We start from the raw sequence: 20942 nt of genomic DNA, 5'->3' as shown, positions 1-20942 counted from the left end.
GTCATCCGGCCTGCGTCCGCAGGTAGTCGAGCCAGGTCTTGGTGAAGGCGTCGGGGTTGGTGCCCAGCACGGACACCATCGCCGACGCGAGCGCCGAGGCCGGGTCGGGCGCGTTGACGCCGGGCGGCCGTTCGGCGCCGACCGTACGGTACAACTCGACCAGCTTGACCTGTCCCCACCGCTCGGCGATCAGTTTGCACGCCAACCAGCCCATCTCGTACGCCTGGGGCAGGTCGTCCTGCGTGGTCTCGAAACTCGGGTCGGCCGGCAACTGCGTGGGCACCTTGCCCGCCTTCACGTCCCGACGCAGTTCGGGGGCGGCCGTGCGCATCGTCTGCGCCGATTCGAGGTAGCCGACGTAGTCCGCGAAGCCCTCGGACAGCCAGGTCGGCGTCCAGGCCCGGGTGAACGCCCGACTCGCCACGTGGGTGATCTCGTGCGCCATCACCACCCGACGCTCCAGGTCGCCCAGTTCGCGAAAGGCGTCCGGATTGACGATCACCCGGTCGGCGGCGGCGGCGTCCGCGGCCGCGCCGCGTTCACCCGTGGTCACCGCCGCGATCTTGAGATATTTGCTCGGTTCGGCGCCGAGCAGCCGGGCCATCTGCGCCTGGGTGCCGGGCACCACGACGACCGTACGCCCGGGCCAGGACTCCCCCCAGACCGCGCTGACCTGGGGTACCGCCTTGTCCGCGGTGTCCGCGTACGCGCGCAGCTCGTCCCGGGTGCCGATGCCGAGCACCGTGCTGTGCGTGCCCTGGACGACGGTGACCGGCCCCAGGTCCCACACCTGGGTGGGGGTGCGCATCCCGGCCGCGGTGCCGTCGGTGTCGGCCGCGAGGTACCAGGTGCCGGCGCGCAACACGAAGGTCAGGTACTGCGGCACCCGTACCGGGGTCACGTCGTGCCCGGTGATCCGGTAGAGCAGGTCGACCTGTGCGGTGAAGGCGGGCGCGCCGAGGGCGCTCTTGCGCGCGGCGGGGAGTTCGAACACGTCGGGGGTGACGATCTCGTACTCCCACCCGGCGAACGGCACCTCGGCGATGTTGTCGAAGACGCCGATCTGGGTCTGGCGGAACGCGGCGTCCTGCGGGTCCAGGCCGGCGGTGAACGCCTCGCGGTCGCGGGAGAGGAACGCGGCCGCGCGCCGGTCCAGGAGTGCGCCGACCGCGGTCCGACGCGCGTTGGCGTGTTGTTCGCCGCCGTCCGCCGCGGGCCGGCCGGGACCGTCGAAGGCGCCGGCGTGCGGTCGTGACGGCGCGTCGGTCACCGTGTCCGAGACGAACCGGGTGACTCCGAGGACGGCGCCGAGTTGGGCGAGCGCGCACAGCACGACCAGGACGGGCAGCAGGCTGCGGATCCGGCGCGCGGCCCGATTCGGGTCATCCACGTGGTCGATCGTAACGTGGGCGGCACGAACGGCCGGCCGAACCGGACCGGGCGGCCCCGAACGAGGTCGCCGGCCGGGTCGGCGCGGGTCACCCGGGTCGGACGGCCCCGCCGATCGGCTCGCGCAGTTGGGCGCCGACCGCCGCGAGCATGCCCTCGGCCGCGAACAGACGCAGCGCCGTCAGCGTTTCCTCGTCCAGTTCGGTGTGGTCCGGGTGAGCGGCGCGCTCGCCGTACTCGCCGGAGTCGGCAAACGGAGAGACACCCGATAATTCGGGCGATACGTCGGAATCCATCGATCGAGCGCTGATCAACGCCGGCCCGATCGAGGCCGGTATCACGCAGCCGGCGCGGCCGCGGCCTCGGTGCGTACGACAGGCGATGCGCATGTGGCTTCTCCCCTTTCGTCGACTTTCCCGGTCAACGGTAGGGAGCGGCACCGACACGCGGTGCGAACGGCGGCCGGAGTCAGCCTCGGGTGAGCCTGCGCAGCAACATCGTCGAGGGCACCGGTCGGGCGCCCGCCTTGCGCACGCCCTCGGCCACCTCGCGGTCGGTGGAGACCACCACGACCGGACGGCCCGGCGGCTCGGCCCGGACCAGCCTGCGGATCAGCTCGTCGGCCGTCTCGCCCGGCTTGCTGAACATCACCCGCACCCCGCGCGCGGGCGCCAGCAGCACCGGCGCGTCCAGTTGTGCGCCGTCGAACACGCAGGTCACCTCGCAGCCGGTCTGCGCGGCGAGCCCGGTGAGCCCGCCGACCAGCCGGTCGCGCTGCTTGTTCAGCGCGAGCGTGGGGTAGCCGGTCTTGGTCACGTTGTAGCCGTCGATCACCAGGTGCGCCTGCGGCAGCGCGAGCAGTTGGTCGAGCAGAGCCGGGTCGTCGCCCTCCAACGCGCGCTGGGCGATGTCCTTTATCCCGGACGCCCCCGGCACCACCGCGTCCACCAGGTCGGCGGGCCGAATGCCCACCGGCGGCAGCGCGAGTTCGCGGCGCAGGCCCTGCGCGGCCTCCAAAACGGTGTCCAGGAGCAGCCGGACCCGGGTGTCCTCCATGCTGCGGCCCTCGCGGGCGGCCCGGCGGCTGGCCTCCAGCGCCGATTCGACCTCGGCGACCCGACCGCGCAGTCGGCGGGCCTCCTTCTCCGCGGCGGCGATCGCGGTCTGCGCCTCGACCCGCACCGCGTCCAACTCGGAGCGGGCCCGGCGGGCCTCCTTCTCCTCGTGCTTGGCACTGCCCTGCAGGCCGCGCACTTGGCGGCGCAGGTGGTCGGCCTCCTTGCGGGCCGTCTCCAGCTCCGCACGCAGCCGTTCGTGCTCGGTCTTGGAGGCCGCGCGCAGTACGCCGACCTCGCGCTCCAGGCGGGACAACGTCTCGGCGGCCTCGGCCTCGGCGCGGTCGGCGGCGGCCTCCTTGGCCGCGTCGCCGGCGGTCTCGATCAACCGGACCCAGCCGCGCGGGCGCAGCAGGTACGCGGCGGCGGCCACGTCGAGCGGGTCGGCCGCGGCGGGCACCTTGCCGGCCTCCAGCGCCTCGGAGATCTCCGGCAGGCCCTTGCGGAAGCGCTCCGCTATGCGCTGCCGGAACACCGGGTCGTTCTCCAGCGCGGCGGCCAGCGGGGTCGCGGCGAACTTGGCCCGGCGCTGGTGGGTGAAGCGGGCGAACCGGCGCAGCGGGCCGGGCACCTCGTCCGCGGTCATCGTGCCGAGCGCGTCCGCGGCCACCGAGATCACCCGGACCCGAACCGCCTCGGGCAACGGCCCGGACAGCGCCTCGGGCTCGGCGGGCTGCGAGTCGGCGGGGCGGGAGTCCGCAGGCGGCGGCTCCGCGCGTGGCGCCCGGGCCGGCGGGGAGTCGGCGCCTCCCGGTCCGGCCGGGTGCGCGTGCGCCCCGGGATCGGTGCGGCCGTCCGGCTCCGGGTCGACCGCGTGGTCGACGGGCCCCTCGGGCTCGGCGGGGACGCCGGACAGGTCGGTCCCCGCCTCGGTCCGGGCCTGCGGGTCGAGGTCGGGCTCGGCTGCCGGCACCGCCTCGGCGGCCTCGGCGGCGTGCGCAGGCGTGACCTCGTCCGCGCGGGTATCCGGTCCGCTCACTGCTCCTCCGGTCCTTCCCGTTCCCTTGAGGCCCCTCCCCGCGTCACCGTTGCCGGGACGCCGACGCCTTGATCATGGCGCGTTCCGGACCGGGGACGGCCGCGCCGGGCCGCCCCGATGCCGAAACGATGCACAGTCCCATTGTCGCCGCACGGTCTCGGCGCTCAGCTCGCGTCGGGGCGCGCCACCAGCTCGACGGAGTCGGTCGCGTTGCACCAGCGGCAGCGCACCGACTCGATCTCGTCGGAAACGATCTCGCGTTCCTCGACCCGGGCGACGCCCGCGAGGTCGAGGTGGGTGAACTCGACCGCCTTGGTGGTCCGCGTCACGTCGAACCGGGTCAGGTTGCCGCAGAGCGAGCAACGCCACCGGGTGTCCTCGGTGGGGGCCTGGATCGACATGCGTGTTCCTTTCCTGTTTGGTCCGCGAGTCCTGTTCGGTCGCGAGCTTTTCCGATCGCGAGCGGTCCGCGTACACCCATGATGCCGGGCGGCGAGAGGCACCTGGGCGCGGCCGTGTCGGGCCGGAAACGTACCGTCCGGTACATGAGCAGCACCGCGCACCGGGATTGCCGGTCACGAGGTTCGGCGGGTCAGGGCTTGCCGGCGGCCGACCCGCCGCGGCGTTCCCGCCCGCCGGACAGTATCGCCCCGGGCCACGAGTTGCGAACCATGCACGGATCCCGAGCGATTCGTGACGAGGTGGAACGACAGGTGTTCACGGTCGTGGATCTGGAGACGACCGGCCTGGATCCGCAGGAGGCCCGGATCACCGAGATCGCCGCGGTCCGGGTGCGCGGGACGGATCGGTTGGGCGAGTTCGCGACGTTGGTCGCGCCCGGCGTGCCGATCCCGGAGTTCATCACCGACCTGACCGGGATATCCGACGACCTGGTGGCCGACGCGCCGCCGCTGCACCTGGTGTTGCCGGCGTTCACCCACTTCGCCGAGGACGCCGTGCTGGTCGCCCACAACGCCCCCTTCGACGTGGGCTTTCTGCGTGCGGCGAGCCTGGCGTGCGGTCGGCCGTGGCCCGATCTGCGGGTGGTGGACACGCTCGCGCTGGCCCGCGCGCTGCTGCCGCCGGGCACGGTGCCGAACATGCGCCTGGGCACCCTCGCGCGCTACTTCGAGGCCCCCACCGACCCGACCCATCGCGCGTTGGCCGACGCCCGGGCGACGGCGCACGTGCTGCGGGCGTTCATCGGCCGGATGCACGAGAGCGGGCGGCACGAGTTGGCCGACCTGCTCGACCTGGGTCGACCGCCGGCGCCCAGGGCGTGGCCGGGGCAAACCACTCCGATCGGGTGACCCTCCGGGCGTGTCGATCGGGCGGTTCTTCCGCCCGTGGTGGCTGCCCGCGTGGGTCGCGCGCCGACTAAGCTCGGGCATCTTGTCGTCGAGAGCCGGAGGACTACCCCGTGATCACCGCGATCGTGCAGGTCAAGACGCGTGTGGACCAGACCCCGGAAATCGCGGAGGCGATCGCCGCGATCGAGGGCGTGAGCGAGGTCTACTCGGTGACCGGCGAGTTCGACCTGATCGCCATGGTGCGCGTCCGCGCCCACGACGACCTGGCCGACGTCATCCCCGGCCGCCTGAACAAGGTCCCCGGCGTGGAAGCCACCACCACCCACATCGCCTTCCGCACCTACTCCCACCACGACCTCGAAGCCGCCTTCGCCATCGGCCTCGAATAGCTCCGCCCCCGGGCGCCCCACAAGCGCCCGGGGCCGCCCGCCACCGCGACAAGCCCCGCCCGGGCCGACCGAACCGGCCCGGACGGCGTTCGAGGACACCCCCGGCGGGGCCGCCGCCCGGCCCGTTCGGCACTTGAAGACCCCCGGCCGGCAAGGCCGAGTACCTACGCCGCCGGCAACTGCCGTGTGCGCGGGTCCGCGTCCGGAACACACCGCCCGCCATCAACCGTGTAGCTCCACAACGCCCCCCGCTCCACAAGCTCGCGCACCGCGGCCACAAAGCGGTCCAGATGCTCCACCGGCGTCCCGAGCCCGAAACTCACCCGGATCGCGTTGAGGTTCTGCTCTCCCTCGGGCGCGTCCGGGGACCCACACTCGGTCGGCTGATCGGCCCGCCCGCCCAACAGGTGCCGCACCAACGGATGAGCGCAGAACAACCCGTCCCGCACCCCGATCCCGTACTCCGCCGACAACACCGCCGCGAACCGCGAGCTGTTCCACCCCTCGACCACGAACGACAACACGCCCACCCGCGCCGACTCGGGCCCGAACAGCTCCAGCGCCCGCACCGCCGGAATCGCCGCCAACCCCGCCCGCAGCCGTGCCGACAGCGCCTCCTCGCGAGCGACCAGCGCCGCCGGCCCCGCCTCGGTGATCGCCCGACACGCGGAAGCCAACGCGTAGGCGCCGATCACGTTCGGCGATCCCGCCTCGTGCCGAGCCGACCCGCTCTGCCACTCCACGTGGTCCCGGCTGACCGCCTTGCTCGCCCCGCCACCGGCCAGGTACGGCTCGGCCGCGTCCAACCAGTCGCCCCGACCCGCCAATACGCCCGAGCCGAACGGCGCGTACAACTTGTGCGCCGACAGCGCGATCCAGTCCACGTCCAGGTCGGCCACCGACACCGGGTGATGCGGCGCCAGTTGCGCGGCGTCCAGCACGATCCGCGCCCCGTGCCGATGCGCGACCTCGGCCAGCTCGGCGACCGGGAAGATCTCGCCGGTCACGTTCGAGGCACCGGTCACGCACACCAGCCGAGGCCCGTCGCCGGACCCGGCGAGTGCCGCCTCCAACGTCGCGACCGCCTGCGCCGGCGATCCGGGCGCGGCCAGTTGGGTCACCCCCGCGTGCCGGCGCCACGGCAGCAGCGCCGCGTGGTGCTCGGTCTCGAAGACGAACACCCGGGTGCCCCGCGGCAGTACCGAGGCGAGCAGGTTCAGCGAGTCGGTCGTGCCGCGGGTGAACAACAGCGTGTCGTCGGCCCGCAACCCCAGAAAGCTCGCGACCGTGGCCCGACTCTGCTCGTACAGATCGGTGGACAGCTGGGACAGGTAGCCCGCGCCCCGATGCACGCTTCCGTAATACGGCAGGTAGGCGGACACGTCGTCCCACACCCGCTGCAGACACGGCGCGCTCGCCCCGTAGTCGAGCGCGGCGTACTCGACCTCGCCACCGGTCACCAGCGGAACGAGAACATCCCGACCGACCACGGGCAGCGGAGCGGCGATGGCGACGTCACAGTCGAGGGCGGCGGCGGAAGTGGTGTCGACAGACATGGCGAAACTCCTCGGCAGGCACGGAACACCCCGGCGCATGTCGATTGATCGACATTGAACGGAGCCGGTTGATCCGCTGATGAAAAGTGATCTCGGGACCGGGCCGATGACGACCCGGGAATGACGCGCGAAAACTCAGCGCGTACGGAATAGGGCGATTCGCCCGTTTCGAGAAAGAGATTTCACGCCATCACATGCTCCCCAGGTACAGGACCCGGGTCACATGGAGCATCGACTGCCGTCATGCGAGGGGTCCGCGCTTGCCAGGACGCCTTACGACGCCTGACCGTGTCATCACCCGGGGCACCCCACCGCGGAGCGAGGGTTGCCGGACAGCAAGCCGGGGCTTTCCACTGTCACTCGTGACCTGCGCAGAATTATTACCGGATGCAACGTCGCGCGCAACGACGGCCCCATCGTTCCCACATCCTGGACGCCGGCCGGGCGGGCCGCGCACGACCCACCCGACCGCCGAGCCCGCTACCCCTGTGCGAACGAACGCGTCGTGGCCACCCACCGCTCGAGCGCGGCCTGCGCGGCCCCCGAGTCGATCGCCTCGGCGGCCCGATCGATCCCGGCCGCCAACTGCTGGGTCAGCGACCCCTCGCCCGTACCCAACGCGGCCAGCGCCGCCGCCGAGTTCAACAACACCGCGTCCCGCACGGCACCCTTCTCCCCCGCGAAAAGCCTGCGCGCGACCTCCGCGTTGAACGCCGCGTCACCGCCGCGCAACGTCTCGATCCCGTTCAGCGCGATCCCCAGGTCGCGCGGATCCACCCGGTCCTCGCGCACGTCGCCGTCCCGCACGATCCACACCTGCGACGTGGTGGTGACGGTCAACTCGTCCAGGCCGTCGTCGCCGCGGAACACCAGCGCGGTCGCACCGCGATCGGCCAGCACCCCGGCCACGATCGGCGCCATCCGCAGATCCGCGACCCCGATCGCGTGGAACCGCACCCGGGCCGGATTGGTCAACGGCCCGAGGAAGTTGAACGTGGTCGGCACCCCCAACTCGCGCCGCGCCTGCGCCGCGTGCCGCAGCGACGGGTGGAAGCGCTGCGCGAAGCACAGCGTGATGCCCGCCTCCTCGGCCGTGCGCGCCACCTGATCCGGAGTCAGGTCCAGCACCACCCCGAGCGCTTCGAGCACGTCGGCGGCCCCGCTCGACGAGGACGCCGCCCGGTTGCCGTGCTTGACCACCGTCTCGCCCGTACCCGCCACCACGATCGCGGACATCGTCGAGATGTTCACGGTCCGGGCCAGGTCGCCGCCGGTACCGACGATGTCGACGGTCCGGCCGGGCACCTCGATGGTCGACGCGTGCGCGTACATCGCCTGTACCAGGCCGGAGACCTCGTCCACCGTCTCGCCCTTGGCCCGCAGCGCGATCACGAACCCGGCCACCTGCACCGGGGTCGCCTCGCCGGTCATGATGTGGTCCATCGCCCACGCGGTCGCGTCGGCGGGCAGGTCGTCGCCACGCATGAGCGCCGCCAGGAGGTCCCGCCAGGAACGGGCCGCCGGGTTGCCGCCGCTCTTGTTCGTAGAGGTCGAGGCGCCCATGGTCCGCTCCCGCTGTGTCATCGGATAAGTCCGCGACAGCGTACCCACCGGGCCGGGCCCGGCCGGGCGGTTATCCGGGATGCGGTCAGGCCGGCTGACGTCCCGCGATCCGACCGCGGATCAGGTCGGCGGCGGCGTCCGCGAGCGTGCGCGGGTCCAGCGGGTGGGCGACCACCGCGTCCGCGCGGCACCACGTGGCCAGCCACGCGTCCTGCGGGCGACCGACCAGGGTCAACACCGGCGGGCAGTTGTAGATCTCGTCCTTGAGCTGACGGCACACACCCATGCCACCGGCCGGGGCGGTCTCCCCGTCCAGGATCACCAGATCGATGCCGCCCTTGTCCATCGCCTCGATCACGGCGGGCTCGGTGGCGCATTCCAGGTATTCCACGAACGGCACGTCGACGGCGGGCCTGCGCCCGAGCGCGAGGGTGACCTTCCGACGGGTGTTGCGGTCGTCGCTGTACACGAGGACGGTCATGGTCTCGCCGCGCGTCATGTCCACCTGCCTGTGTCTGGGCTGCGAATCTTCGGGGCTGCGCATCTTCAACGCTTGTTCGGCTACGGGGGCAACACTCGGACCGACCAGGATGTTAGCGCTTTCCGGCGGGAAAATGTGTGCCTCGTCACGCCCTCGTCCCGGCTCGCCCACACCCGCCGCGCCGGCCGCGCCCGCGACTCACCCGCGCGCGAGCACCTCGTAGCCCTGCGCGTCCCCGCCCAACCGCTGGGCCAGGCCCGCCATCCGGGTCCGCTCCCGGGCCGGCTCCAGGCCGGTGAGCACCTGCTGTCGGGAGATCAGCACCCGCAGCGGAAGCTCGTCGGGTGTCGGCGCCACCACCGCCCAGCCGTCCGGCGTCAGGATCCGGGCCGCCTCGTCCGCCGCCGCCAGGTCCGGCAGCGTGAGCACGTGCCGCATCACGAACACCCCGGTATCCACCGGCACTCCGGCCGCCCGCAGCTCCGCGACCACCGCCGAATCGGCCCGAGCCGGATCGAAGCACGAACCGACGACGGTGAGCGTGCCGTCGTCCACGAGCACGGGGGCGGGCTCCGGTCGACGACGGCGCAGGAAACGTTCGAGGATCATGCCGCGACGCTACTGGGCCGCGTCGGCCGACCGCGGTTCGGACCCTCGGGCGACCCGGACGGCCGAGTCGGCCTCCCCCGTTCGGGCAGAGTCACCCGGAAGAGTGCTCTTCGGCACGGATTTTCCGGCCGCTTCCAGGCCCGGTTCGGCACCCTCGCCGGCCTCCGCCGCCTCGCGTGCCAACCGCTCCTCGCGCGCCTTGCGACCCGCCTCGATCAGTTCGAGCCGATCCAGCCGACGATCCTCGCGGACCGCCTCGCGCTCCGACGCCCGAGCCCACTGCACGAACAACACCAGGAAGACCAGCAGTCCGATGATGTCGCCGCTGCCCCACAGGATTCCGCCCGCCGTGCCCTGGTCCGAAAGCGGACTCGCGCCCCAGTCCCGACCGAGGTCGTTGTACCAGTCACCGGCCAGGACGTTGGACGAACTCATGATCGCGATACCCAGCCACGCGTGGAACGGCAACGTCGCGAACACCGCGAGCAACCGCATCGGATAGCTCGCGCGCGGCATCGGATCCAGTCCCAGCAGTGGCCAGAACCACATGCAGCCGATGATCACGAAATGCACGTGATTCATGTCGTGCATGAACGTGTTCCGCAACGTCAGCTCGTACCAGGGCGTGAAGTACAGGGCGAACGGGTTGAGCACGAAGATGAATCCGGCGAAGGCCGGGAAGGTGACCACCTTCGCGTATCGGCTGTGCAGCAGGGCGTTGAGTCGATTGCGCCACTTGGCGGGCAACGTCCGCAGGGCGAGGGTGATCGGTGCGCCGAGCGCCAGGAAGATCGGCGTGATCATCGCCAGCACCATGTGCTGGACCATGTGCACGCTGAGCAGCACGGTGTCGTAGGCGGCCAGCGCCGACTCGGTCGCGAGCAGGAACGTGCCCAGCCCCAACCCCAGGAAGGAGAAGCTGCGCCACCGCGACCACGAGTCCCCACGGGCTCTGAGCTTGTGCACGCCGTACAGATAGAGGCCGCCGAACAGCATCGCGACCAGAATCGGGATCGGTTCGAACACCCACCCGGTCAGGAGCCGAATGGGGGTCAGTTCCGGCGGTACGTTCCCAGGGGTCGCGTGTGCCAGAAACATCCCGGCATCGCCTGCAGAGCCACTCACGGAACCAGAGCCTAACCCCGACACGTTCTACAAGGGTTACCCCCCGAAGTGTGGGCAGATCCGGCGACCGCAATAATGGCCGCCGTGGCGACAGCAACTTCACTAGAAACCGGGCCCCCCTCACACGGGACACACGGGACGCTCAACCGTCCCAACTTGGTCAGCATCGGCACGATCGTCTGGTTGGCGTCCGAGCTGATGTTCTTCGCGGCCTTGTTCGCGATGTATTTCACGATCCGCTCCGTCACCGGTGCGGACGCTTGGCGTGAGCACGCCAGTGAGCTGAACATCCCGTTCTCGACGGGCAACACGACGATCCTCGTGCTGTCCTCGCTCACCTGCCAGCTCGGCGTCTTCGCGGCCGAACGCGGTGACGTCAAGAAGCTCAGAATGTGGTTCGTCATCACCTTCGTGATGGGCGCCGTCTTCGTCGGCGGCCAGGTGATGGAGTACACGGAGCTGGTCAAGGAGGGCACGACTCTCTCGTCGTCGGCTTACGGTTCGGTCTTCTACCTGACCACCGGCTTCCACGGCATGCACGTGACAGGCGGTCTGATCGCCTTCCTGCTGATCCTCGGACGCACCTACGCGGCCCGACGGTTCACACACGAGCAGGCCACGGCCGCAATCGTCGTCTCGTACTACTGGCACTTCGTCGACGTGGTCTGGATCGGTCTGTTCTTCACGATCTACGTCATCAGGTAGACGTCCCGACACTCACTACGCAGACGACATTGGACCGGGGTTTTCCGTGAAAAAGCTCTCCGCGCGGCGACGCCACCCCTTGGCGGCGATCGTCGTACTCATCTTCGCGCTCGCGGCTACTGGGGGGCTGTACGCCGCGTTCGCGCCTGCCAAGAAGGCGGAGGCGGACGACTCCGCCTCCATCGCGGTCGAGGCGGGCAAGAAGCTCTACCTGAGTGGATGTTCGACCTGCCATGGGCTCGACGCCCAGGGCTCCTCCGACGGCCCCTCCCTGGTCGGCGTCGGCGCGGCCGCCGTCGACTTCCAGGTGTCGACCGGCCGGATGCCGCTTCAGCAGCCCGGCGCGCAGGCGCCGCGCAAGCCCGAGGTCTACACCGAAACGCAGATCGCGCAGCTTTCCGCGTATGTGGCCTCGCTCGGCGTCGGACCCAAGATCCCGACGGCGAACATGTACGCGCCCGACGGCGACGTCGTCAACGGCGCCGAGTTGTTCCGCACGAACTGCTCGCAGTGCCACAACTTCTCCGGTGAGGGCGGTGCCCTGACCGAGGGCAAGTTCGCTCCGCCGCTGAAGGACGTGGACCCGAAGCACATCTACGAGGCCATGCTCTCCGGCCCGCAGAACATGCCTTCGTTCCCGGACAGCACGATGCCCGAGCAGCAGAAGAAGGACATCGTCACGTACGTCCACGAGACGACCAAGAAGGAGCCGAACCCCGGCGGCCTGGGTCTCGGCCGCCTCGGCCCGGTCTCCGAAGGTCTGTTCGGGTGGGTCATCGCGCTCGGTCTGCTCATCGGATGCGCGATCTGGATCGCCGCTCGGACCCCCAAGGCCAGGACCAAATGAGTAGCCAGGACAAGTCTGAAGTGCCTGAAGAGCACCTGCCCGAGGTACACGCCTCGGCACATGTTCCGGCGGAAGGCGACCCGTTCGCCGACCCCGGCCTGCCGGCCCACGAGCCGCGTGTCACCGACATCGACGAGAAGGCCGCCAACCGCGCCGAGCGTCAGGTCGCGTTCCTCTTCGTGATCTCGATGTTGTCCACGATCGGTTTCATCTGGGCGTACGTCGGCATCGACAAGTACCGCATCATCGACATCTTCTTCTTCGGGAAGATCGGTGCCCAGAACCTCGCGCTCGGCGGCTTCCTCGGCCTCGCGCTGTTCTGCATCGGCGCCGGCGCGATCCACTGGGCGCGCACGTTGATGACGGACGAGGAGATCGTCCAGGAGCGGCACGAGTTCACCTCGGACCCGGAGACCCGCGAATACGCGATCCGCGAGTTCAGCCAGGGTGCCGCGGACTCGGTGATCGGTCGCCGCCCGCTGATTCGGCGCACGATGATCGGCGCGATGGCCCTGGTGCCGTTGTCCGGCGTCGTGCTGCTGCGCGACCTCGGCCCGCTGCCCGGCACCAAGCTGCGGCACACCGACTGGAAGCCGGGCGTGGAGCTGATCAACGAGGCGACCGGCCTGCCGATCAAGCCGAACGACATCGTCAAGGGCTCGCTGACCATGGTGCTGCCCGACGGGCTGGTCGAGAAGTACGGCCCGGCCGGCCAAAAGGAAGAGCTCTCGCACGGCTGGCTGGAGAAGGCGGGCATGTCCGCGGTCCTGGTCGTCCGGCTGGAGCCGGAGGACATCAAGTCCAAGAAGGAACTGGACTGGGGCTACGAGGGCATCGTGGCGTACTCGAAGATCTGCACCCACGTGGGTTGCCCGATCGGCCTGTACGAGCAGCAGACGCACCACCTGCTCTGCCCGTGCCACCAGTCCACCTTCGACCTGGCGGACGACGGCAAGGTCGTGTTCGGCCCGGCCGCGCGCTCGCTGCCGCAGTTGAAGATCCATGTGAACGAGGCGGGTAACCTCGCCGCGTCGCAGGACTTCGCCGAACCGGTCGGCGCGAGCTTCTGGGAGCGTGGCTGATGTCGAGCGAACAACCCAAGGGCGGGGCGAACAAGAGCACCCCGATCCCGGACAACGCGGCCGTTCGCGCGGCCGACGCGCTGGACAGCCGGCTGGGCATCTACGGCGCGGCGAAGAAGAACCTGCGCAAGGTCTTTCCGGACCACTGGTCCTTCATGCTCGGTGAAGTGGCGCTGTACAGCTTCATCGTGCTGCTGCTGACCGGTGTCTTCCTGACCCTGTTCTTCAAGCCGAGCATGCAGGAGGTCGTCTACGACGGCTCCTACGTGCCGCTCCAGGGCATTCACATGTCCCAGGCGTACGCGTCGACGCTGGACATCAGCTTCGACATCCGCGGTGGTCTGGCGATGCGTCAGATCCACCACTGGGCGGCGCTGATCTTCGTGTCGTCGCTGTTCGTGCACATGTTCCGGATCTTCTTCACCGGAGCGTTCCGGAAGCCGCGCGAAATAAACTGGCTGTTCGGCTTCCTGCTGCTGATCCTGGCCATGGTCAACGGCTTCACCGGCTACTCGCTCCCGGACGACCTGCTTTCGGGTACCGGTCTGCGCATCGCCGAGGGTGTGGTCCTGGCCATCCCGCTGGTCGGCACGTACGTGCAGTTCTTCCTGTTCGGCGGGGAGTTCCCGGGCGAGGACATCGTGCCCCGCCTGTTCACCATCCACGTGCTGCTGATCCCGGCGATCATGGTCGGTCTGGTGACCGTGCACCTGATCCTGGTCTTCTACCAGAAGCACACCCAGTTCCCCGGCCCGGGCAAGACCGAGAAGAACGTGGTCGGCCTGCCGCTGCTGCCGGTCTACGCGGCCAAGGCCGGTGGCTTCTTCTTCATCGTGTTCGGCATCACCGCCTTCCTGGGCGGCATGGTGCAGATCAACCCGATCTGGGCCTACGGTCCATACAACCCGGGGCAGATCACGGCGGGTTCCCAACCGGACTGGTACATCGGGTTCCTCGAGGGTTCCCTGCGCATCATGCCGAACTGGGAATGGAACATCTGGGGACACACGCTCAGCTTCAACGTGCTGATCCCGTCCCTGGTCCTGCCCGGCGTGCTGTTCACCTTCCTGGCGATGTACCCGTGGATCGAAGGCTGGATCACCGGCGACAAGCGTGAGCACCATCTGCTGGACCGCCCGCGCAACATGCCGGTACGCACCGGCCTGGGCGTCGCCTGGATCGTCTGCTACGGCGTGCTGTGGGTCTGTGGTGGCAACGACATCATCGCCACCCACTTCCACATGTCGATCAACACGATCACCTGGATCGGCCGCGTCGCGTTCTTCGTCGCGCCCGTGCTGGCCTACCTGGCCACGGTGCGGATCTGCAAGGGTCTGCAGCGCCGCGACCGGGACAAGGTCCTGCACGGTCGCGAGACCGGTGTGATCAAGAAGCTCCCGCACGGCGAGTTCATCGAGATCCACGAACCGCTGGACGCCGCGGTGCGGCACACCCTCACCGCCCACGAGCAGCCCAAGCCGTACGAGCTGGAGGCCGCCGAGGACGAGAACGGGGTGGCCCGCAAGGTCAAGCGTTCGCAGAAGCTGCGTTCGAGGATGTCGCACTGGTACTTCGCCGAGCCGATCGAGAAGCCGACGGCCGAGGAGTACAAGGAACTGACCAGCGGACACGGTCACCACTGACGCGACCGGGGCCGGGCTGCTGACGCCACATCGGCACGACCCGTAGGACGCGCAGGAACGACGAAGGGCCCCACCGGATCTCTCCGGTGGGGCCCTTCGCGTTACGCCCCGCAGACGGCCGCACGGGACTTCGCGGATCGTTCTTCGCGCGGCGGTGTCGTCGATGCGCTCACAGTCCACGCGTGATGGCCGCGCCGACCGTGCTGTGGGTCAGCCACTGCGCCCAGTCCAGGTTCCATTCGCCGTAGCCGTTGCCGATCGGCTCCATCGCCTTGGCATCGCCGGTGTTCACCACGGTGACCACGTCGCCGACCTTGACCTGGTCGTAGAACCACTTGGCGTTCTCGTCGCTCATCCCCACGCAGCCGTGGCTCACGTTCTCACTGCCCTGCGCGCTCACCGACCACGGCGCGGCGTGCAGGAACTCGCCGCTCCAGGTCACCCGGGTGGCCCACGAGACGTCCAGCCGGTAACCGTCGCTGCTGTCCGCCGAGATGCCCACCGTGGTGCCGTCCATCAACACGTGCGGGGCCTTGCCGAGCACCACCTTGGTGCCCGAGCGGGTGGTGAAGCCGGGCTTGCCGGTGGTCACCGGCACCGTCTTGAGGTCGGTTCCGTTGCGCTTGACCGTCATCGTGTGCGCCGCGGAGTCCACGGTCGCCACCACGGCGTCGCCCACCTCGAAGCCGAACGACGCGCCCGGGCCGCCGTAGACGCCGTTGCCGAAGTCGACCCCGAGCAGGCTGGTGGCCACCGAGACCCTGGTGCCCACCGGCCAGTACTCCCTGGGCCGATAACGCACGGTCGTGTCGTCCACCCAGCCCCAGGCGCCCTCGACCGGCGTCGAGGCGGACACCAGGAGCCGCTTCTCCACCTCGGCGCGCTGCGCGGGGTCGGTGACCGGCTTTTGCAGCGTGACGGTGATCGGCATGCCGATCCCCACCGTGGTGTCGGCCTCCGGCAACATCGAGGCCACCCCCCGCTCGGCCTCCGGCGCCAGCGTGGTGAAGGTCTCGGTGCGGGTCGCGGTCAACCCGAACGCGTCGACCGCCGCCGCGGTCAGCGTGTAGGTGGTGTTGTACGCCAGCGGTACCGAGTTGGTCCACGTCGCGTCGCCGGCCGCGTTGCCGCCGGGCACCGGCTTTCCGTCCGGGCCGGTCAGGCTCACCGCGTACAGCCGGCCGCCGCTCGCACCGACGGTCACCGGCCGGCCCGGCTGCGCGGGTCGATCGGTGCGCACGTCCACCGTGAGCCGGGCCACGCTCTTGGCGGGCCGGTCGATCTCGGTGCCGCGCTGCTTCTGCCACGTGCCGCATCCGGTGACGAACACGAGTGGCAGCGCCGAGGTGAGCGCCCAGCCGATCCAGCGGAGGCGAACACTCCCGTTCCGATTCACTCTCGACCTCCAGCCGTGCTCAACGAACGCGATCCGCCCGTGCCGGTGGGGCGCGGGCTACGCGGAGTTGTTGCATCGAGAGTGGCCGGGAACGCCCTGCTTCATTCATCCGAACGTACAAACCGCCCGATCGCGCCATGCCGACCATCGGTCGGATCGCGCGATCGGGCGGTTCGCCCTACCGTGTGAAACCTCGTGCGGGAACCTCGTGCGTGCCGGCGCTCAGCCGGCCGGGGTGCCCGCCGTCCCGCCGCCCAGCGCGCTGCCCTTGACCCAGGTCGCCCAGTCGACGCTCCAGCCGCCGAGCCCGTTGCCGGCCTTGACGGTCTTGTCGGTGCTGTTGATCACCTCGACCGGGTCACCCTGGGTGACCAGATCGAAGAACGTCTTGGCGTTCGAGGCGCCCAGCCCGATGCAGCCGTGGCTGTCGTTTTGCCGACCGAACTTGCCATCGTTCCACGGCGCGCCGTGGGCGTAGGTGCCGGACGCGGTCAGGTGCACCGCGTGCCGGACGTTCTTCATGTTGTACGCGGAGCCCAGACCGACCGTCTCGGAGTCCATCGTGATGCCGTCGACCTTGTCCAGCACGACCATCGTGCCGCCCCAGGTCGGGTAGTTCGGCCCGCCGGCCGAGATCGGCAGGTCCTCGATCCGGGACCCGTCCTTGCTGACCACCATGTGCTTGGACTTGAGGTCCGCGGTGGCCACGAGCGAGCGCCCGATGGTGAACTTGATGTCCTTGGTCTGCTTGCCGTACAGACCCGGCGCCGCCTTCGCGCCGGTCAGGTTCGCCTTGAGGTTCACCTTGGTGCCGCTCGCCCAGTACTTCTCCGGGCGGTAGTCGATCCGGTCGTTGCCGTCGAGGTCCTTGAGCCAGGACCACGAACCCTGCACCGCCGGCTCCGCGACCACCTTGAGGTTGCGCTCGATCGCGGCCTTGTCCTTGATCGGCTCGTTGAACTTCAGCGAGATGATCGCACCGACGCCCCACGTGCTGTCCGGCTCGATGTTGAAGTCGGCCACGAACGTGTCGTCGGCGGCCTTGGTGTTGAACTTGCTCTGCGCGGTGACCTCGGCGCCGTCGGCGTTCGCGGCCTTGGCCGCCACCGTGTAGGCACCGCCGTTGGCCAGGGGTGCGGCCGGCTTCCAGCCGACGCCGTCGGGGCTGAGCTGCCCCTCCACGGTCTTGCCCTTGGCGTCGGTGACCACGACCGAGGTCAGCTTGCCGCCGGTCGCGTCGACCTTGAGGGCGCCGTCCGTCTCCACGCTCTTGGTGCCGTCGGCGGGTGTGATCGCGATGGTGGCGGGAGCCGCCGCCTTCTTGTTCGGACCGGTGCCCGAACCACCGGAGTTGCCTCCGGTCCCACCCGAACCGGTCTTGCCGCCGTCGGACGAGCAACCTGCGATGAATATGAGCGGCGCCACCATGAGTCCCGCGAAGAGGCGTATTCCGCCGCCCGCTACCCCCGTGCGCGATGCTCCGTGTATCCGGGGCACGCGTGTTCCTCCCTCGTCCTGGAACTCCCTTGCGTCCATTTGACGCTTCGACCCCCGGTCGGGGTTGCTACGACCGGCGAACAGTCACACACCGGTGACATTCGGGGGATCTTCAAGGAAGTCCTCTGTAGATACCACACAAGGCCGATCACCCATTCGGGTGATCGGCCTTGTGGCGAAACCGTATTGCGAAGGTTGCGAATCGGTAGCGCTAGTAGCGCTGGTCCGCCCCCCGGTAGAACTCGAAGACCCAGCCCCAGACGCCGATCGCGACGATCGGCGCGGCGAACATCGCGAGCCACCAGCCGAAGATGACGCCCAGGAACAGCAGCGCCGAACCGACCGCCAGCATCAGCGGCTGCCAGCTGTGCGGGGCGAAGAAGCCCAGCTCGCCGGCGTCGTCGGCGATCTCGCCCTCTTCGTTGTCCTGCGCGAGCAGGTCCATCCGGCGCGCGGTGAAGATCAGGTAGAACCCGATCATCAGCGACAGACCGAAGGTCAGCGACAGCGCGGTGGTACCGGTCGGGTCCTCGGAGAGCACCCAGTAGACGATCGTCACCGGCAGCAGGAACACGGCCAGGACGGCGAACAGGACACCGTTGAACTTCACTTCTCGGCTCCCTTCGGCGGCTCGGGCAACGCCTCGGAACGCTCGTCGGTGAGGTACTCCAGCGCGGCGATCTCCGGGTGGTGGAGGTCGAACGCGGGAGCCTCGGAACGGATCCGCGGAATGCTCGTGAAGTTGTGCCGCGGCGGCGGGCAGGAGGTCGCCCACTCCAGCGAACGACCGTAGCCCCACGGGTCGTCCACGGTGATCTTCTTGCCGTACTTGTGCGTCTTCCAGATGTTGTAGAAGAACGGCAGGATCGACAGACCCAGCAGGAACGAGCCCAGGGTCGAGATCGTGTTCAGCGTGGTGAAGCCTTCCGAGTCCAGGTAGTCCGCGTACCGACGGGCCATGCCCTCGGCACCCAGCCAGTGCTGCACCAGGAACGTGGTGTGGAAGCCGATGAACAACGTCCAGAAGGTGATCTTGCCGAGCCGCTCGTCGAGCATCTTGCCGGTGAACTTGGGCCACCAGAAGTGGAAGCCCGCGAACATCGCGAACACCACGGTGCCGAACACCACGTAGTGGAAGTGCGCCACCACGAAGTAGGTGTCGGAGACGTGGAAGTCCAGCGGCGGCGAGGCCAGGATGACGCCGGTGAGACCACCGAACGCGAAGGTCACCAGGAAGCCGACGGTCCACAACATCGGTGTCTCGAAGGACAACGAGCCGCGCCACATGGTGCCGATCCAGTTGAAGAACTTGACGCCGGTGGGTACGGCGATCAGGAACGTCATGAAGGAGAAGAACGGCAACATGACCGCGCCGGTCGGGAACATGTGGTGTGCCCACACGGTGACCGACAGGCCCGCGATCGAGATGGTCGCGGCGATCAGGCTCTTGTAACCGAACATCGGCTTGCGCGCGAAGACCGGGATGATCTCCGACACGATGCCGAAGAACGGCAACGCGATGATGTACACCTCGGGATGGCCGAAGAACCAGAAGAGGTGCTGCCACAGGATCGGTCCGCCGTTGGCCGGATCGAAGATGTGGGTGCCGAACTTGCGGTCGGCCTCCAGCGCGAACAGCGCGGCGGCCAGGACCGGGAACGCCATCAGGACCAGGACCGAGGTCAGCAGCACGTTCCAGCAGAAGATCGACATCCGGAACATGGTCAGACCGGGCGCGCGCATGCAGATGATCGTGGTGATGAAGTTGACGGCACCGAGGATGGTGCCGAAGCCCGACATCGCCAGACCCATGATCCACATGTCACCGCCGATGCCCGGCGAGCGGACCGCGTCGGACAGTGGCGCGTACGCGAACCAGCCGAAGTCGGCGGCACCCTGCGGGGTGATGAAGCCGGCCACCGCGATGATCGAGCCGAACAGGTAGAGCCAGTAGGCGAACATGTTCAGGCGCGGGAACGCGACGTCGGGCGCGCCGATCTGCAGCGGCATGATCCAGTTCGTGAAGCCGGCGAACAGCGGCGTCGCGAACATCAGCAGCATGATCGTGCCGTGCATCGTGAACGACTGGTTGAACTGCTCGTTCGACATGAACTGCGTACCGGGGCGGGCCAGCTCCGCGCGCATGAGCAGCGCGAGCACACCACCGATGCAGAAGAAGACGAACGAGGTGATCAGGTACATCGACCCGATCGTCTTGTGGTCCGTGGTCGTCATCCACTTGATGACGATGTTCCCGGGCTCCTTGCGGCGGACCGGCGGAGGTCCGTCCGGGGCCACGGTCTGTGGCTCACTGAGGATTGTCACTCGTCACTTCTTCCCGTGCGCTTCAACGGGGGCCGGCTCGTTGATCTTGCTGCGCAGCTCGCCGGTCTGGCCCTTCGCGGCCAGCTCCTTCAGGTGCTGGACGTATTCGGCCTTGTCCACGATCTTCACGTTGAAGAGCATGCGCGAGTGGTCCACACCGCACAGTTCGGCGCACTTGCCGCCGTACGTGCCCTTCTTCGTCGGGACGACCTCGAACTTGTTCGTTCGGCCCGGGATGATGTCCTTCTTGTAAAGGAAGTTCGGGACCCAGAACGAGTGGATGACGTCCGGCGAGGTCAGATCGAACCGGACGGACTCCTTCACGGGCAGGTAGAGCGTCGGCGGCTTGCCGGGCGTGCCCTGCTCGTAGACGTCGACCGTGCCGTCGGCCGGGTCGCCCTTGTAGTTGAAGGACCAGCTCCACTGCACACCGACCACGTTGATCACGTTGTCGGGATTCTTGGAGAGTTCTTCGAGCTTGGTCTCGTCACGCGCGGTGAAGTAGAAGAAGACCGCGATCATGATGCCGGGGATGACCGTGTACAAAACCTCGATGGGGAGGTTGTAGCGCGTCTGCGGCGGGATCTCGATCTTGGTGCGCGACCGGCGGTGGAACGCGACGCTCCACAGGATGAGCCCCCACACCACGGCCCCGACGATCAGCGCTGCAATCCAGGCGCCCTGCCAGAGCGACAGGACTCGCGGACCCTGCTCGGTGACAGGGTTGGGCAGGCCGAGTCTCGGCAGGTCCTTGGAATCGACGGAGCAGCCGGTGGCGGTCGCAATGACGAGGCCCAGAGCCAGCAGCTGCGGCACCCTGCGCCGCATCCAGCGCCGCGGCGAGCGGTCGGAGCCGTAGGGACTCACGTAGCGCCTTCCCGAATGTCTCGCCCGCGCGCGAGTCGAGGTGGGGAACTTTTCTTCCCTGGCG

At 69.0% G+C, this 20942-nt stretch carries 20 protein-coding genes and 1 riboswitch; of the genes, 6 read left to right on the top strand and 14 right to left on the bottom strand.

Features of this window, described 5'->3' with window-relative positions:
- Position 1: 1 nt before the first annotated feature.
- The 4 genes from ABZ374_RS01730 to ABZ374_RS01715 form a co-directional block, all read right to left on the bottom strand.
- A complete protein-coding gene (locus ABZ374_RS01730; RefSeq protein ID WP_360304956.1) occupies positions 2–1390 on the bottom strand; it encodes a hypothetical protein in 1389 nt (462 codons plus the stop codon).
- A gap of 88 nt (positions 1391–1478) precedes the next feature.
- Positions 1479–1778 (bottom strand): hypothetical protein, encoded by a 300-nt coding sequence (locus ABZ374_RS01725; protein WP_360304954.1) that lies wholly within the window; start codon positions 1776–1778, stop codon positions 1479–1481.
- A gap of 79 nt (positions 1779–1857) precedes the next feature.
- The gene (locus tag ABZ374_RS01720) at positions 1858–3483 is read right to left on the bottom strand and encodes an NYN domain-containing protein (protein ID WP_360304952.1); all 1626 of its coding nucleotides are present in this window, start codon (positions 3481–3483) and stop codon (positions 1858–1860) included.
- 164 nt (positions 3484–3647) lie between these two features.
- Complete coding sequence (locus ABZ374_RS01715; protein WP_020552989.1) at positions 3648–3884, bottom strand: hypothetical protein; 237 nt, start codon at positions 3882–3884, stop codon at positions 3648–3650.
- Between the two features lie 270 nt (positions 3885–4154).
- On the opposite strand from ABZ374_RS01715, the gene ABZ374_RS01710 reads away from it, so the two are divergent.
- Entirely contained in the window at positions 4155–4793 is a 639-nt protein-coding gene (locus tag ABZ374_RS01710) for an exonuclease domain-containing protein (RefSeq protein ID WP_360304949.1), read from the top strand.
- A gap of 110 nt (positions 4794–4903) precedes the next feature.
- Positions 4904–5182, top strand: a complete 279-nt coding sequence (locus tag ABZ374_RS01705) for an Lrp/AsnC ligand binding domain-containing protein (protein WP_360304948.1) — start codon at positions 4904–4906, stop codon at positions 5180–5182.
- 164 nt (positions 5183–5346) lie between these two features.
- On the opposite strand, the gene ABZ374_RS01700 is transcribed toward ABZ374_RS01705, so the two are convergent.
- The 5 genes from ABZ374_RS01700 to ABZ374_RS01680 form a co-directional block, all read right to left on the bottom strand.
- Positions 5347–6738, bottom strand: coding sequence for an aminotransferase class V-fold PLP-dependent enzyme (locus ABZ374_RS01700; protein ID WP_360304946.1), 1392 nt, complete (start codon positions 6736–6738; stop codon positions 5347–5349).
- 251 nt (positions 6739–6989) lie between these two features.
- A riboswitch (SAM riboswitch) is annotated at positions 6990–7106 on the bottom strand.
- A 112-nt stretch (positions 7107–7218) separates the two neighbouring features.
- On the bottom strand, positions 7219–8301 hold the full coding sequence (gene trpD / locus ABZ374_RS01695; protein ID WP_360305457.1) for an anthranilate phosphoribosyltransferase: 1083 nt from the start codon (positions 8299–8301) through the stop codon (positions 7219–7221).
- A gap of 85 nt (positions 8302–8386) precedes the next feature.
- Positions 8387–8800 carry a response regulator transcription factor gene (locus tag ABZ374_RS01690; RefSeq protein ID WP_020552994.1) on the bottom strand — a complete coding sequence of 138 codons (414 nt, stop codon included), beginning with the start codon at positions 8798–8800 and terminating at the stop codon, positions 8387–8389.
- A 180-nt stretch (positions 8801–8980) separates the two neighbouring features.
- Positions 8981–9391, bottom strand: a complete 411-nt coding sequence (locus tag ABZ374_RS01685) for a hypothetical protein (RefSeq protein ID WP_360304944.1) — start codon at positions 9389–9391, stop codon at positions 8981–8983.
- A gap of 9 nt (positions 9392–9400) precedes the next feature.
- Positions 9401–10516, bottom strand: coding sequence for a cytochrome c oxidase assembly protein (locus tag ABZ374_RS01680; protein ID WP_360304942.1), 1116 nt, complete (start codon positions 10514–10516; stop codon positions 9401–9403).
- A gap of 75 nt (positions 10517–10591) precedes the next feature.
- Between ABZ374_RS01680 and ABZ374_RS01675 the strand changes: the two genes are divergently transcribed.
- Genes ABZ374_RS01675 through ABZ374_RS01660 form a run of 4 tightly spaced genes read left to right on the top strand, consistent with a single transcriptional unit; the run spans position 10592 to position 14793 of the window.
- Positions 10592–11221, top strand: a complete 630-nt coding sequence (locus tag ABZ374_RS01675) for a heme-copper oxidase subunit III (RefSeq protein WP_360304941.1) — start codon at positions 10592–10594, stop codon at positions 11219–11221.
- Between the two features lie 46 nt (positions 11222–11267).
- Positions 11268–12068: a cytochrome c gene (locus ABZ374_RS01670; protein ID WP_360304939.1), complete on the top strand. Its 801-nt coding sequence runs from the start codon at positions 11268–11270 to the stop codon at positions 12066–12068.
- Entirely contained in the window at positions 12065–13150 is a 1086-nt protein-coding gene (locus tag ABZ374_RS01665; protein WP_360304937.1) for a Rieske 2Fe-2S domain-containing protein, read from the top strand. The genes ABZ374_RS01670 and ABZ374_RS01665 overlap by 4 nt, the downstream gene beginning before the upstream one ends.
- A complete protein-coding gene (locus ABZ374_RS01660) occupies positions 13150–14793 on the top strand; it encodes a cytochrome bc complex cytochrome b subunit (protein WP_360304935.1) in 1644 nt (547 codons plus the stop codon). Before ABZ374_RS01665 ends, ABZ374_RS01660 begins: the two co-directional genes overlap by 1 nt.
- A 169-nt stretch (positions 14794–14962) precedes the next feature.
- Here ABZ374_RS01660 and ABZ374_RS01655 read toward each other — a convergent pair whose 3' ends face one another.
- The 5 genes from ABZ374_RS01655 to coxB form a co-directional block, all read right to left on the bottom strand.
- Positions 14963–16189 carry an Ig-like domain-containing protein gene (locus tag ABZ374_RS01655; RefSeq protein ID WP_360304933.1) on the bottom strand — a complete coding sequence of 409 codons (1227 nt, stop codon included), beginning with the start codon at positions 16187–16189 and terminating at the stop codon, positions 14963–14965.
- Positions 16190–16411: 222 nt separating this feature from the next.
- The gene (locus tag ABZ374_RS01650) at positions 16412–17617 is read right to left on the bottom strand and encodes an Ig-like domain-containing protein (protein WP_360304931.1); all 1206 of its coding nucleotides are present in this window, start codon (positions 17615–17617) and stop codon (positions 16412–16414) included.
- Positions 17618–17897: 280 nt separating this feature from the next.
- On the bottom strand, positions 17898–18296 hold the full coding sequence (locus ABZ374_RS01645; RefSeq protein ID WP_360304929.1) for a cytochrome c oxidase subunit 4: 399 nt from the start codon (positions 18294–18296) through the stop codon (positions 17898–17900).
- Positions 18293–20011, bottom strand: coding sequence for a cytochrome c oxidase subunit I (ctaD, locus tag ABZ374_RS01640; RefSeq protein WP_360304927.1), 1719 nt, complete (start codon positions 20009–20011; stop codon positions 18293–18295). Before ctaD ends, ABZ374_RS01645 begins: the two co-directional genes overlap by 4 nt.
- 3 nt (positions 20012–20014) lie before the next feature.
- Complete coding sequence (coxB, locus tag ABZ374_RS01635) at positions 20015–20878, bottom strand: cytochrome c oxidase subunit II (RefSeq protein WP_360304925.1); 864 nt, start codon at positions 20876–20878, stop codon at positions 20015–20017.
- Positions 20879–20942 lie beyond the last annotated feature (64 nt).

The organism is Embleya sp. NPDC005971 (genome assembly GCF_040629175.1).
Lineage (GTDB): Bacteria > Actinomycetota > Actinomycetes > Streptomycetales > Streptomycetaceae > Embleya.
The sequence above is the reverse complement of the archived record's forward strand: the minus strand, read 5'-3'. Positions and strand labels throughout refer to the sequence as shown.